The sequence below is a fragment of the Ensifer sp. CCNWLY38 genome (assembly GCF_037120565.1).
In the GTDB taxonomy this organism is placed as follows: Bacteria; Pseudomonadota; Alphaproteobacteria; order Rhizobiales; family Rhizobiaceae; genus Ensifer; species Ensifer adhaerens_H.
Genome location: NZ_JBBBBO010000014.1, coordinates 61,955 through 75,671 on the forward strand (window position 1 = coordinate 61,955; position 13,717 = coordinate 75,671).

General features: G+C 60.7%; 10 protein-coding genes and 1 pseudogene. 4 read left to right on the forward strand and 7 right to left on the reverse strand.

Features of this window, described 5'->3' with window-relative positions:
• Positions 1 to 188 precede the first annotated feature (188 nt).
• Both V7S54_RS26500 and V7S54_RS26505 read right to left on the reverse strand, forming a co-directional pair.
• Positions 189 to 1,562 (reverse strand): enoyl ACP reductase FabMG family protein, encoded by a 1,374-nt coding sequence (locus tag V7S54_RS26500; RefSeq protein ID WP_336409187.1) that lies wholly within the window; start codon positions 1,560 to 1,562, stop codon positions 189 to 191.
• Positions 1,563 to 1,899: 337 nt separating this feature from the next.
• On the reverse strand, positions 1,900 to 2,493 hold the full coding sequence (locus V7S54_RS26505) for a GNAT family N-acetyltransferase (RefSeq protein WP_336409186.1): 594 nt from the start codon (positions 2,491 to 2,493) through the stop codon (positions 1,900 to 1,902).
• Between the two features lie 220 nt (positions 2,494 to 2,713).
• Here V7S54_RS26505 and V7S54_RS26510 point away from each other — a divergent pair.
• Positions 2,714 to 4,830, forward strand: a pseudogene (locus tag V7S54_RS26510) (carboxy terminal-processing peptidase).
• 156 nt (positions 4,831 to 4,986) lie between these two features.
• Here the strand turns inward: V7S54_RS26510 and msrA are convergent.
• Complete coding sequence (gene msrA / locus V7S54_RS26515; RefSeq protein ID WP_065373088.1) at positions 4,987 to 5,493, reverse strand: peptide-methionine (S)-S-oxide reductase MsrA; 507 nt, start codon at positions 5,491 to 5,493, stop codon at positions 4,987 to 4,989.
• Between the two features lie 213 nt (positions 5,494 to 5,706).
• Positions 5,707 to 5,973: a hypothetical protein gene (locus V7S54_RS26520; protein ID WP_065373087.1), complete on the reverse strand. Its 267-nt coding sequence runs from the start codon at positions 5,971 to 5,973 to the stop codon at positions 5,707 to 5,709.
• Between the two features lie 312 nt (positions 5,974 to 6,285).
• Between V7S54_RS26520 and V7S54_RS26525 the strand changes: the two genes are divergently transcribed.
• Positions 6,286 to 6,990: a gamma-glutamyl-gamma-aminobutyrate hydrolase family protein gene (locus tag V7S54_RS26525; protein ID WP_336409184.1), complete on the forward strand. Its 705-nt coding sequence runs from the start codon at positions 6,286 to 6,288 to the stop codon at positions 6,988 to 6,990.
• 48 nt (positions 6,991 to 7,038) lie between these two features.
• Here V7S54_RS26525 and V7S54_RS26530 read toward each other — a convergent pair whose 3' ends face one another.
• On the reverse strand, positions 7,039 to 8,346 hold the full coding sequence (locus tag V7S54_RS26530; protein WP_336409183.1) for an MFS transporter: 1,308 nt from the start codon (positions 8,344 to 8,346) through the stop codon (positions 7,039 to 7,041).
• A 191-nt stretch (positions 8,347 to 8,537) separates the two neighbouring features.
• On the opposite strand from V7S54_RS26530, the gene V7S54_RS26535 reads away from it, so the two are divergent.
• Positions 8,538 to 9,701, forward strand: coding sequence for a LysR family transcriptional regulator (locus V7S54_RS26535; protein WP_336557381.1), 1,164 nt, complete (start codon positions 8,538 to 8,540; stop codon positions 9,699 to 9,701).
• A 177-nt stretch (positions 9,702 to 9,878) separates the two neighbouring features.
• On the forward strand, positions 9,879 to 11,264 hold the full coding sequence (locus V7S54_RS26540) for an amidohydrolase family protein (RefSeq protein WP_336557383.1): 1,386 nt from the start codon (positions 9,879 to 9,881) through the stop codon (positions 11,262 to 11,264).
• Positions 11,265 to 11,439: 175 nt separating this feature from the next.
• Here V7S54_RS26540 and V7S54_RS26545 read toward each other — a convergent pair whose 3' ends face one another.
• Positions 11,440 to 12,144: a GntR family transcriptional regulator gene (locus V7S54_RS26545; protein ID WP_336409180.1), complete on the reverse strand. Its 705-nt coding sequence runs from the start codon at positions 12,142 to 12,144 to the stop codon at positions 11,440 to 11,442.
• Positions 12,145 to 12,344: 200 nt separating this feature from the next.
• Positions 12,345 to 13,541 (reverse strand): cyanate transporter, encoded by a 1,197-nt coding sequence (locus V7S54_RS26550; protein WP_336409179.1) that lies wholly within the window; start codon positions 13,539 to 13,541, stop codon positions 12,345 to 12,347.
• Between the last annotated feature and the right edge of the window lie 176 nt (positions 13,542 to 13,717).

A 13,717-nucleotide genomic window follows, 5' to 3' on the forward strand; every position in this document is an offset into this window, starting at 1 on the left:
TTGCTATGCGATCCGCAGACGAGCGGCGGTCTGCTCGTCGCCTGATCGCGATCTTCAGCATCGGAGGTGCTCGACGTCTTCCGCAAGCATAGTTTTGACGCGGCTGAAATTGGGGAGGCCGTGACGGGGAATGCGGAGTTGGTGGTCGCGTAGCACGCATTGTTGCCGCGCATGCGGCTGGGACGTTTTCAGGCCACTTCGAGCTGAGAGTCTTGCGCCCCTTCCGCGATCGACGGCGATTTCCATTGCATGTGGGAAGCGTTGAGCCGGCGCGCGACGATATCGTGGTTGAGCCACTGGATGGGACCGGACGGTTCTGAAGACGCGCCGAAGATAAGCTGCCCCGTCGCCTCCACCACCAGGGCACTCAGGTGGTCGCTGATCATGGCCTTGCCGTCGCGGTGCATCTGCGTGATTTCGTTGGACGTGCCGATGGTCAGATCGGACTGCGCTTGGCTGTTCGCCATGGGCCACGCCGAGAAGTCGTAAAACGGACGCATGACTTCATTGGCCTGCATGTCGGTAATCTTCTGGAACACATCGTTCATCGTGAAGCCGTCTGCCAGAAGCTGCTGGCAGGCCTGCCACTGGTACTCTGCCCATTGGCCGCCGTTCTCTTTCTTCAAGGCAAGCAGAAGCGGTATCAGTGGGAGCTCGATGCCGGTGAATACGTCGGACGAATTGGTCCGGATTTCGGGGCAGTTATAGACGGTCGCCTTGATACCCGCGGTCCAGGCATCCTGCGCGAAGCCTTCGAGCCGCATCTTGGCGTAGCCTTGCGTGTAGTTGGTGTAGGTCTGCCAACGGTAGCCGCCGTCGATCAGGACGGCCGTTCCATGGTAGCCATAGGCCGTATAGCGGACCTGACCGCCCGATGCCTCGATGCGCTCCCGGATCGCCGTGCTGAAGTCGATGAGATGTCGGAACGTGATTGCGGAGACTTCGTCGAAATTCTGCAGGATGAGCTTGCCCATATCGCTGTCGAGCAGGGCTTGCGACGACATGTGGCGGGCACCACGACCCTTGTAGATTCGATTGGCAATAACCAGGAAGACCTTCGCCTTCGGGATGCCCCCGGCCATTGTATGGGCGAAAAAGACGTTGCGGCCGTCGGCGATCATTCCGTCGAGAACGGCCATGACCTGCTTGAGCGCATTCGTGAACCGCGCGGTGGCGATGTCCCGGCACTGTTTGATGTAGTCCCAGTCGAGCTTGTCGTCCTGCCAGCTCTCCAGCGTCATGTCCGCGAGAAGATCGGTCGCAGTTGGGCCGCCGGCCGGAGCGTCGAGATCGAAGCCCGCCATCAGAGGGATGTTGATGATCTTGCCGCCCAGCCGCTCTTCGGCGGCGGAGAGTTCCTCGGCGTCCAGAGGCCGCAGCGCGTTGTTTTCATCGCGCCGTCCGACCGTGATCCCCACAATTTCCATGCCAGCCCGCCGGGCTTCGTCGAGCAAGCCAGTCGCGTATCCGCGACCGAACAACTCGCCGAAGAGGACGAAAACATCTCCTTTGCGAAAGACGCTGTTTTCGGCAAGACGGTTCAATGCGATCGGGTTTTCCATACTGTCAGCTCTTTGGTCCGTTAGTCGTCGAGGGGTGACTCGGACGAACTTTGAGCGTCACATGACCACATTGGTCTAGAATAGGAAGTCATATTGCGTGACCGTTCATTTCAAAACGTGAACTCGCTTAATGAAGGGGGGCACCAGAAAAGCGGGTCGAGACCCCTCGGATTGACCACACGAGAGAGGAACTCACGGTCGCGCCGGCGTGATTCGGGATGCGATCTGTTGCGGCTCAGCGCGTGTGGCGCGACGATTTTAGCGTGTCGATTAGGTGCCTCGTTTGGTCTCATGACCGCAGCGCGGAATGTTCCGAGCCCGAGGGCAGTAGGACTCATCAGCCATCCGATGGACGAAGCGATTTCATCAGAAGCACCCAGTTTTCCGTATCGCCCTTCCAGCCGTCCCTGACACAGGCGAGCGTTGCTACCTGCTCGTAGCCGCTGCGCTCGTACAGTCGTCTGGCACCGACATTGTTGTCGGCAACGATGACACTCATCCGGCGGAGCGCCTGATCCCGCGCTATCTCTTCTGCCAGACTGAGCAGGCGTGAGCCAAGCCCTTGCCCTCGGTACTCGGGATAGCAGGCCAGTACATTGACATACCAGCTGTCGAGTGCCTTGTTTTCCAGTTCTTGCAGCGGCCGGAACAGGGCGGGGAAATCATCGGCGATTGGCTCGGGCTCCGATCCAATCGGGTAACCAGTCAGGCTTGCTACGGCGCCACCCCCGAAGTCCACGACCACAATCTGGCCTTCGCGCACCCTTTGCATTTGTCGGGCGCGACCAACGTCCCATGGATCCTGCCCGTCCTTTGCAAGCCCCTCCCAGATGTACAGGGGCAAACCCTCGCCCGCGAAGTTGACGAGATCGGCCAACGCCTTCGCATCTGCCTCGCTTGCAACGCGTAGCGGTGGTTCGAGCCGGATCATCTGGATCCTCCGGAAAGCTTTTGGGCGGACGGCCATCATAGGAGGTTTTTCGGATGGCGTGGAGGTCATTCTGACGGCGGCGGGGCCAGCCTCACTGTCAATTGAACGGTCTTTCGGTCGCAAGAACGGCCGCTGATGATCCACCCGGTTGCCAAAAAACCATAATTGCTTCACCTAGATTGGCATCGACACTCGGCATTAAGAATTGGATCAACGCTGAATGCGCATATCATACGTCTTCCTTGGTGCATTTCTTGCAATCGTACAGTCCGCCTATGCTGAAGTCGCGCCACCTCCTGTTTTGGAGCCGCTGAAGCAACAGGCACAAGCGGCGCAGTTGAGTGCAAAATTTCTCACGCGTTTCAGCTACAAGCCGGTCCAACTCGACGACGATTTGTCGGCCAAGATCATGGATCGGTTCATCAAATCCCTCGATCCGGATCGCGTGCTTTTCCTGCAGGCGGATATCGACGGGTTCATGTCCGACCGCAGCGAGATCGACGATGCCATCCGGCGGAAGAATTTGAAGATCCCGTTTGAAATCTTCAACGTGTACGGTAAGCGCGTTGTCGACCGCATGAGCTACGCGCGCGACTTGCTCAAGCAGGACTTCGATTTCAGCACGCGGGAAGACTATCCGGTACTGCGCGAAAACGCGCCTTGGCCGCAGTCGGAAGCCGAGAGCAATGACCTTTGGCGCAAGCGCGTAAAAAGCGACTGGTTGCGGCTGAGACTGGGCGGCAAGACCGACGCGGCTATTCGCGAAACGCTCGCCAAGCGGTACACAAACGCTCTCGATCGCGCTTACAAGTATAAGAGCGATGACGTTTTTCAGTCGTTCATGAACGCCTACACAACGTCGGTCGACCCGCACACCGACTACTTCGGCGCGAACGCTTCGGCCGATTTCAACATCGCCATGAAGCTTTCCCTGGTTGGTATCGGTGCGGTGCTGCAGGAACGCGACGATTACACGACGATCCGCGAGCTCGTGCCCGGCGGGCCGGCTCAGCTGTCCGGCAAGCTTGCGGTCGGAGACCGCATTACCGGTGTTGGTCAGGGCAAGGACGGGGCGATCAAGGAAGTGGTCGGCACGCGCCTGGATGAAGTCGTGCAACTGATACGCGGGAAGAAGGGCTCCGTGGTGCGCCTGGACATCCTGCCCGCCGATGCCGGGGTGGATGCCACCCACCGCGTCGTCACTCTGGTGCGCGACAAGATCAGCCTTGAAAAGCAGGCCGCCCAGAAGACCATTCTCAACGTGAAAGTAGGCGGCGCCACGCGCAAGATCGGGGTGATTACGCTGCCGGCATTCTATGAGGATTTTGAAGCCCGACGCAAAGGCGACAAGGACTATAGAAGCGCGAGCCGCGATGTCCGAAAGCTTCTCGACGAACTCAAGCGGGAAAAAGTCGACAGTGTTCTCATTGACGTGCGCAACAATGGCGGCGGTTCACTGGACGAGGCGATTGACTTGACCGGCCTGTTCATCGGCAACGGTCCGGTCGTCCAGCAGCGCGGCAGTGACGGTAAGGTCGAAGTAAGAAGCGCCGATTTTTCAGACCCCGTCTGGACGGGCCCCGTGGGTGTCCTGATCAATCGTGGCTCGGCGTCGGCGTCGGAGATCTTTGCTGCGGCAATCCAGGATTACGGCCGTGGTGTGATCATTGGCGAACCCAGCTTCGGCAAGGGCACCGTTCAAGCTGTCGTCAATCTTGACGAGATGGTTCGCAACAGCAAACCCGAATTCGGTGAGCTCAAGGTGACGATTGCCCAGTTTTTCCGGATCGACGGCGGCACAACGCAGCTGCGCGGCGTAACCCCTGATATCAGCCTGCCAAGCCTTTCCGACCCGAAAACCTTTGGCGAGACCAGCTACGACAACGCCCTGCCATGGGCGCAGATCAAGCCCGCGAAATATGCGCCCGCCGACACCGTAATGACGCTGCTGCCGAAACTGCAAAGCCGCCATGAAGCGCGGGTTGACAGCGATCCGGACTACCAGCGCTTGCTGAAAGACATTGCGGATCTGAAGGCGCAGCGCGAGAAGGGTACGGTTTCCCTCAATGAAGCCGAACGTCGCAAAGAACAGGCTGAGCGAGAAAGTCGACGGAAGGCTCGCGCGCAAGCAGGCGACGGCGACGATACTGGCGGAGATGATGGTCTCAATGCAAACGAGCGGAGCCTGAGTGCTGACATTGCCATCGAGAATGCCCGCAAGAACGCAAAGGACGTCTTGCTGAACGAGGCCGCCGCCATTCTTGCCGATGAAGCCGTTTGCAGGAAGGCGTGCTAGCGGCGGCAACAAAAACGATCGGGAAGCACGGGCGGGAGTAATCAGACCCGTGTCACCCCCAAGCAACTACCGCATCAAAAGTTATGCTTCCGAATGAGGGCCCATCCGACCCGGTTGGGCCCAAGCTTTGTCCGGCATCCCCACGACCACAGACCCCATGCATGACACGGGGAGCTCAGGCACATCTGCCAGAACCATCACTCCGCCGCCGACCGCTGGGGCAGAACCCAGTTCGGGCGCGGAAAATGGCAAGTGTAGCCGTTGGGATAGCGCTCCAGGTAGTCCTGGTGCTCCGGCTCGGCCTCCCAGAAATCTCCCACGGGCTCCACTTCGGTCACGACCTTGCCTGGCCACAGGCCTGATGCTTCCACGTCCGCAATGGTATCTTCGGCAATTCGCTTCTGCTCGTCGTCGACGTAGTAGATCGCCGAGCGGTAGGACATGCCGACGTCATTGCCCTGACGGTTCTTCGTGGTCGGGTCATGGATCTGGAAGAAGACCTCCAGAATTCGCCTATAGCTGATCCTCTCCGGATCGAAGAGGATTTCGATGCCCTCGGCATGGGTGCCGTGGTTGCGGTAGGTCGCATTGGGCACGTCGCCACCGGTGTAGCCCACGCGCGTATCGGTGACGCCGGGAAGCCTGCGGATCAGGTCTTGCATCCCCCAGAAACATCCACCGGCCAGAACAGCTCTCTTGGTCATCCAGAATTCCTCCGGTTGATAATGCGCCTTGGTCTCAACTCCGTTCACGGGACGAGCCGCCGACGACGGAACTGTAATATAGGAACTCGTTTGGCTCAGGTCAGGAGGCCTTCGGGGCGAATTCCGAGCCGAGGCTCTGGAAGGAGGAACAGACGATTTCCTGGTCGCTTAAAAGCGTGAAGCGTGGGGCACGGCGCCTCCGGGGTGTCGCGGTTACAACGCTCCCGGTTTGAGCGGCTCTGCGAGCCGCGTCAGCAGCGTTACCACGTCGGCCTGCAGGTCCAGGCAGATTTGCTGATGTTCGGATACTTGTTTCTCTCGGCGCGGAAGTTCCCGCAAAAGACCGTCGAGCATCATCGACTCGCGCGCATAGGCCTCGAAGAGGTCGTAGAGCTGTTGGTTCTTTGTCATGCGCAAGAGTTCGCGATGCCGTGGAAGCACCAACGCAAGGCGAGCCCGGCCGAGTTGCACCAAACCCATATCGTCTTTTACCCTCTGCTCTGACCTGTGATCTTTACGATCCAGGTCCTCTCGTGCGGTCCAGCGTCCGAAAGCACCGGTGGAACAGGAAACGCCGCAAGACGAGGACTGTTCCCGGCGATGTGCTGGCGGTACGAGGGAGAGAGTTGAGGTTGGTAAAGCCGGTGATGCTCGTCAGGTCTGCCTAGTCCGTGCAGCGCCATCAGCGACGTCTCGTTCGAAGATAGATGTGGTGTCGGCATGAAAACGACTGCCTGCGCGATCCGGACGGGATAAATAGACGTAGAATTTCTGGAATCTGGGATGAAACCAATGGACCGCATGCCGAAGATCGCCGTGATCATGGATGAGAACACCAGCTCAGGTGGCGGGCGTTATGATACCTCGAAGAATTACTTCTCCGCGATCCGCCGTGCCGGCGCTTTTGCCTTCGGTATCCCGTACATTCCTGATCTCGTTGACCAGGTCGTCGCGGAGTTTGACGGGTTCCTGAGCGTCGGTGGCCGTATCAACTTTCCGAAGGGCTGGTACGTGGAAGGAGACCATTCCCGGTATCCGCCATCTGATCGTCTTGCCGTCGATATGGCGTTGATGGAAGGGTTCCTTGCGCGTGACAAACCGGTGCTTGGCATCTGCAATGGCATGCAGATGCTCGGGTGCCTCAACGGCTGCCGTATGGTCTCGGATGTCCACTCGTCGTGGCCGGAATCCCTCAATCATGACCAGGCAAACGTGTCGCACGACGTGCGCGTCGTCGCCGGCACCAGAATGGCTGAAATCTTCGGCGCGGAAACATTCGCCGTGAACACGTTTCATCGAGAGGCGCTTGTGGAGGTATCCGGCGCGGTGACCGTCACGGCCCGAGCATCCGATGGTGTCGTCGAAGCAATCGAGATCGGCTCGCAGTCTTTTGCCATGGGGATGCAATGGCACCCGGAATTGCTGGACGCCGGAAGCCATCCGGGCGCCCGCGTATTTGACGCGTTTGTGGAGGCTGCAAGCCGCTCATCCCGTTAAGCGGGCAAAACGACATTCCATCGCGAGGGTGGGCTTCTGTTGGCGCGCTCAGCTATTGTGGCCGCTGTAGCGTAGCAATTCCGGAACGCGCAGAGCCAAGATCGCAAGTGAAACGGCCAGCAGCGTCCCGCTGATCAGCGCCACATTGGCAATGCCGATGATTTCTGCCGCCGAGCCGAGCACCAGGCTCGAAACCGGCATCACGCCGATGGTCAATTCCTGGATGCCCATCACGCGTCCCTGCACGTGCGGTTCGGTCATCATGAGCATGAGCGTGGTCTGCAGGATACCGAACGGCGACGCCGACAGTCCGATGAGCCCCATGAGAACAAACGACAGAGGCACCGAGGACGACAGAGCGAAGGTCGCCCATAGTCCGCCCCAGATCGCCGTGCCAATCAGGAAAAGGCCGCCCTTGTAGCGGAAGTCTCCGAGACTGGCGATGACGAGAGCCCCGGCCAGGCTGCCGGTGCCGGCGCATGTCAGTAACAGGCCGAGCCCCTGTGGCGTCAGGTCCAGATGTTCCCTAGCGATAACCGGCATGAAGCCCTGGTAGATCGGCCACAACAGAATATTGGCCAAGAACGTGACGCCCAGGACAGACCGGAGGAGGACGTTCCCGGAGATGGTGCGAAAGCCTGCCGCGACAAGACTCACAAAGCCTTCTTCTCGATCTGGTTGCCGGCTGCTCTTCAGGTTCCTCATCGGCCAGAGCGCTACGAACGAAACGAGATACCAGCCGGCGGAGATGGCGAGCGCTGATGCAGCTCCGAATGCCACGATCATCGTTCCTCCGAGCGCCGGCCCGACCATCTGCGTCAAGCTCAGGACAAGCGAGTTCAGAGCATTCGCGTTGCTGAGCTTCTCGCGATCGACGAGATCGGCGACCAGCGCGAAACGTGCCGGCTGGGATGGGGATTGCGCCAGGCCAATGCAGAAGCCCCCAAAGACCAGGCCCCAGAAGGATATTTTGTCCAGGGCCACGAGAAGCGCAGTCACGCTGAGGACGGCAAAGGCCCAGCCGGACGCAGCCAAAAGCAGCCGGGGCCGGTCGAAGCGGTCCGAGATCACGCCTGCGAGGGGACCAAGCATCATCGGTCCCAGTCTTGCCGCGGTGAAGAGGGCGACGGAAAACTCCGAGCGGGTGGTCTCAAACACCAGCCAGCCGAGCACGAGCGTCTGCGTCCAGAGGCCCCCGAAAAAGAAAAGGTTGGATATCCAGAGCCTTCGATACCCTGGATAAAGGAGAAGAGATGACGCGATCCTGGCCAGGAAGCCGACATGAGGCGCGCATGTGGAGGAGCGCTCGCTTGGGATCGTGTCGGAACGGGCTGCGCTGTCCAGTTCGTGCGTCATCACATTGCACCTTTCCAGGCGGCTGTTCGCCCTCGGGCTAGACCTCTTCTTCGAGAGGCAGCTGCTCGTTGCGGCGTCTGGGGTGCCAATGCGATGTTCGCCGCTACCGCATTGCGCAATTCGCGACCGGAGAGCGCGACATGGCCTCGCCTATAGGGATGTTTTCGGCTGTTCGGAAATTAAGAAAACCGATGGAAACCATTGCGTTAGCGAATGGACCGGGGTGCGAGATGCAGGAACCGATTTTTCAGTTCCAAACGCGGCGATCGGGCGCAGATCTGGCGACCCTAGGGTTTCGCCGGTCGGTTCAGGGACGAGCTGGCGGTCGTCGCCCAGTGAAGCCTGTGCTTTTCCCTTTGCATGCAGATTGTATACAAGATAATAAATGCAACGCATTCAATCTTGGTGCTACGCGTGATCTGGACCGTTTGGTGATCGCACGGCGCGGCGATGCCGTCATCCTCGCCGCAACCGGCTCCAGCGCATTTGGGGGACGAATGAACCGCTATCCCATGTTCAATCCCCAGCTGTTGCTCAGCTTTGTGGCCATTTGCGAAAGCAACAGCTTCACCCGCGCAGCCGAGCGGGTGAACCTTTCCCAATCGACAGTCAGTCAGCAAATTCGCCGACTGGAGGAAATGCTCGGGAAGGCGCTTTTCGAGCGCTCATCACATCAGGTGCAATTGACGGAGGAAGGCGTCAAGTTGCTGAGCTATGCGCGCCGCATCATCGCGCTGAACGAAGAGGCGCATGACGCCTTGGCGGGCCCATGGCGTGACGGCGTGCTTCGCTTGGGAATGCCCGAGGATTTCATGGTGCCGACGGCCGACCTGCTGGCGTCTTTCAATAGCCAGCATCCGCACCTGCGGTTGGACGTGACGAGCGGGCTCAGCGCCGATCTGCAACTCGCCTATCGGGACGGGGAGCTCGACCTTATTCTTGTCAAGCAGCGCCGCAAGCAACAGCCGCGCGCGGCAAGGCCGGAGCCGTTGCTGTGGTTGGACAGTCTCGTGCGCCCGGCGATCGAACAGGTGCCGGTGCCTTTGGCTGTGTTCCCGCTGAACGGCCTCTACCGCGACGAATTATGTCAGGCGCTCGACACTCTCGGCATCCGCTGGCGCATCAGCTACAGCAGCGCCAGTCTCGCAGCGCTTGCCGCCGCCTCGGCTGCCGGGCTTGGTGTCAGTCTGCTGCCTGCGAGCTGCCGTCTGCCTTCCCACCGCGTGCTGGGCGCTGCCGAGCGTCTGCCATCCGTCGATGACTTTGAACTGGCGCTGTTTTACCGCGACGATGCTGGCCCCGCAGCACTGGCGCTGGCGGAACGCCTCATCGAATATTGTGAGCTGCGGAGGTAGCGACAGAGGGGAGGCGTCCACCCCTTTGTCATTCGCGATCGCTGCGTGGCCGCCCGCTTGCATTGGCAAATCGAATAGCCAGCATTGGTAAATGTCGCTGCCATGCGGTGGCGCCGTTCGGTAGATTGGCAGCCCTGACCCAATCCATGATGAGGCAACGCAACGATGTTGGAACAGATGCTACCGCAAAGCCGCAGGACCTTTCTCAGCCGGACCGGGGCGCTCACAACGGCGTGCGCTGTCGCCGGGTTGTCTGGCGGAGCGGTTCGCGAGGCATCGGCCAGCGCCGGTAAGAGCGCCGGCGAGGCGAACACCAAGACGCTCGCGGATCGCCACTATATCCTGACCGGCGTGCGGTTGGAGGAGGGGTTCGTGTATGACGGCGATATCGTTGTCGCCACACGGACTGCGCTCTACGCGTTGGAGATCAAGGACGGCGCGATTGTCGCCTTGCATGCGCAGAATGCGAACCTGCCCGAAGGTGTGCCGCGCTATCAGGCGCACGGGCAACTGTTGCTGCCGACGATGCGCGATATGCACATCCATCTCGATAAGACGTTTTATGGTGGCCCATGGCAGGCGCCGCGCCCGCGTCAGGGCAAAACCATCATGGATATGATCGCTCTCGAGGAGAAGCTGCTTCCTCAGTTGCTGCCGACCTCGCGAGAGCGCGCCGAGGGCCTGATCGCCCTCCTGCAGTCCAAGGGAAGCACGGTCGCGCGCAGCCATTGCAACATCGACCCGGTTAGCGGCCTCAAGAGCCTCGAACACCTGCAGCAGGCGTTGGAAAACCATCGTGATGATTTCGTGTGTGAAATCGTCGCCTTCCCCCAGCACGGACTGCTTCACTCCAAGGTCGATGGTCTGATGCGTGAAGCCATGCAGATGGGCGTTCAGTATGTCGGCGGCCTGGATCCGACGAATGTCGACGGCGCCATGGAAAAATCGCTCGACGCCATGTTCCAGATCGCGCTGGATACCGGCAAAGGGGTGGACATTCATCTGCACGAAACGAGCCCCGCCGGCGTGGCAGCGGTCAACTACATGATCGATACCGTCGAGAAGAATCCCGCTCTGCGCGGCAAAGTGACGATCAGCCACGCCTTCGCGCTGACCACACTGGCTCCGGAGGCCCTGGAAGAGACGGCCACACGCCTGGCGGAACAGAAGATCTCGATTGCCTCGACGGTGCCGATCGGTGGACTGATGATGCCCTTGCCGCAGCTGACGCAGAAAGGCGTTTTCGTCATGACCGGAACCGATAGCGTTATCGACCACTGGTCGCCATTCGGCAGCGGGGACATGCTGGAAAAGGCATATCTCTACGCGCAGCTTTATCGTGGATCGGACGAATTCCGCCTGTCACGGTCCATGTCTATCGCCACTGGCGGCATCCTGCCCCTCGACGATAAGGGCAAACGCGCTTGGCCAAATGTCGGCGATGAGGCCTCGTTCACGCTCGTCGGGGCGAGTTGCTCGGCAGAGGCCGTGGCCCGCGTGCCCGCCAGGACCGCGACCTTCCACAAGGGGCGTCTCGTGTCGGGTGGGGTTGGCGAAGCCTGATAAGCTCTGCGTTACATGCCGCTACGACGTTCGTCATCACCAGGCAGCAGCGTCTGCCTCGTGCCGAACGTCGAAGTGTTGCAAATGGCCCGGCAGCGCGAATGTTTAGGGAATGGCGCGCGCGCCGAGTGTTGCGCAAGGCTCCCGGATATCTTCCGGGAGTACCGCGTTTCGCCTAGGCGAGGCCCTCCGCAACGGCGTAGGCGGACAGCACTTCCTTGATGTTTCTGTCCCCGTCGGTCGGAAGCAAAGCCCGGGTCGTCACCGAATCGAGGTGGTGCGCCATGAGGGCTGCCGCCTCGTCGGTCTTGCCGGCGATCAATTTGTCCAGAAGGTCCTGGTGCTCCGACACGGCGCATTCCGAAGAATGCGGTCGGCCATAGAGCGCAAGGATCAGGGAACTGCGGGCGACCAGTTCGTTCACGTAGCGGATGAGGCTGGCGTTGTTCGTCATCTGCGCCAGCAGTGTATGGAATTCGCCCGCCAGACGGATCGACGGAGCGCGCTCCTTCTTCGCCGCCTCCTCGGCTGCAATATGAGACGAGAGAATGCCGATTTGCTCGTTCGTCAATTTTCCAGAAAGCGTCTCGACCACCAGCCGTTCCAGCGCCATTCGGGTCAGGAACAGATTGCGCCCTTCCTCAAGGGTTGGTCGCGCGACCACGGCGCCCCTGTTCGGCCGCAACTCCACCAACCCTTCCTCGCTAAGGCGGACCAGCGCCTCGCGCACCAGGGTCCGGCTGACACCCAACCTTTCGCCGATCGAATCTTCCGGCAGCTTCGATCCTGGAGACAGCGCCTGATCAAGGATTGCGCGTTTCAGGACGCGATGAACGGCCTGAGCGCGGCCGCCGCCGCCTTCGCTCTCTTTCTTTGCCATACTGGTCACTCCAAGCCGTAGCAATTGTCTCCTCGAATTGCATACAAAACGGCGAGATGTCTAGTGATTTGGCATCGACCCGAGGCAACAGCGGTGGGCGCAAAACGAAAAGGCTTGTCGCCAGGTGATGCCTCTCGTGTTCCGGTCAGCCCGCACGAGGCGGGCCCAAGGGTCGAAACCTATCGAGAGCCATATTTCGCTCAGATTGGCGACTGCATGGCTTGCGCATAGCGTGACGGGTTGAAGCGCATGTACAGGAAGAAAACGCCGACGACGCAGGCGAGATGCAACGTCCATCCAGGGGCGAAGCTGCCGCTGATGTCGTGCAGAAATGCGGTGGCAAAGGGGCCGAGGGACGCGATCAGGAAGCCGCCGCCTTGCATCAACGCCACCAACACGCCGGCCTCCTGCGGTCGCGGCAAGTGATCGAGGGCGGTGACGATCGCCAGCGAGAAGCTGCTGCCAAGGCCGGCACCGCACAGGCCAACCCAGATCGCGGGCGCCGCCTGGGGCAGGAACGCAAGACCGGCAAAGCCGATTGCCTGCATCGCCAGCGTCAGGCGCAGGAATGCGCGGCGATCGATGCTACGGCGGGCCAAGACCGGAAGGGCGAGGGCGGCAGCCGCCTGACAGATCGCCATCAGCGCTACGAGATTGCCGCTATCTCCGCTGCTCCAACCGAGAGACTGGTAATAGGAGGCGAGCCAGGCGACGGCGGAAGAGTAGCCGGCGTTGACCAGACCGAAGGCGAGTATGAGCGTCCAGGTCCGGGGCCGGCGGAGCAGCCGGCCGGTGAGCGCCGTGTCCGGGCGATCGCTGCGCGAATCCGACAGGATCAGCCACGCAGCACTGAGAGCGACAAGCGCCGGTGCCGCGAGCCAGGCAAGGGCCGGGCGCCAGCCGTAGCCGGCGCTGACGAGGAATGGTGTCAGCCGCGCGCCCAACGCCCCGCCGCCCATCAGAACAGCGGAATAGAGGCCGGTGACCACGGGTATGCTGCGCGGAAACTCGGCCTTGATGATCCCGGGGAAAGCCGCCTGGATAAAGGCGACGCCGGCGCCGCAAAGGGCGGCCGTCATCACCAACGCTATGCCGCCCGGTGCGACGAGCCGAAGCAGGGAACCGGCAGCCAGCACAACGAGAGCGATGAGAATGCCGCGCCGCGTGCCGATCAAGGCCTGCAGCGAGGGGGATACGAAGGCACCGACGCCCATCAGCATCATCGGCAACAATGTCAGCAGGGCCAGGCTGCCATATCCCATGCCGGTATCGGCGACGATCTCGGATAGCACAGGCCCCGGAGCGGTGAGAAATGGCCGCAGATTGACGGCGACCAGCACGACGAGAATGAGCAGCATCCATTGGCGGCCCGTCGTGGGCTGGGTTGATTTGGGCATGATCGGGTATTTCCTTTACGTCTTCTTCTTGTTTGTGGCCCGAAGAGGCACTTGCGCGGTGGCGCGTCGGTCATTCGCGATGGGCAAATACCCTGAGGTCACCGGCGCAAGCCGGGGTAGCGGCAGGCTAAAAAGGATGTCGCGACAGGTCGCCAATGCCGTTGGGGTTTGGCCGG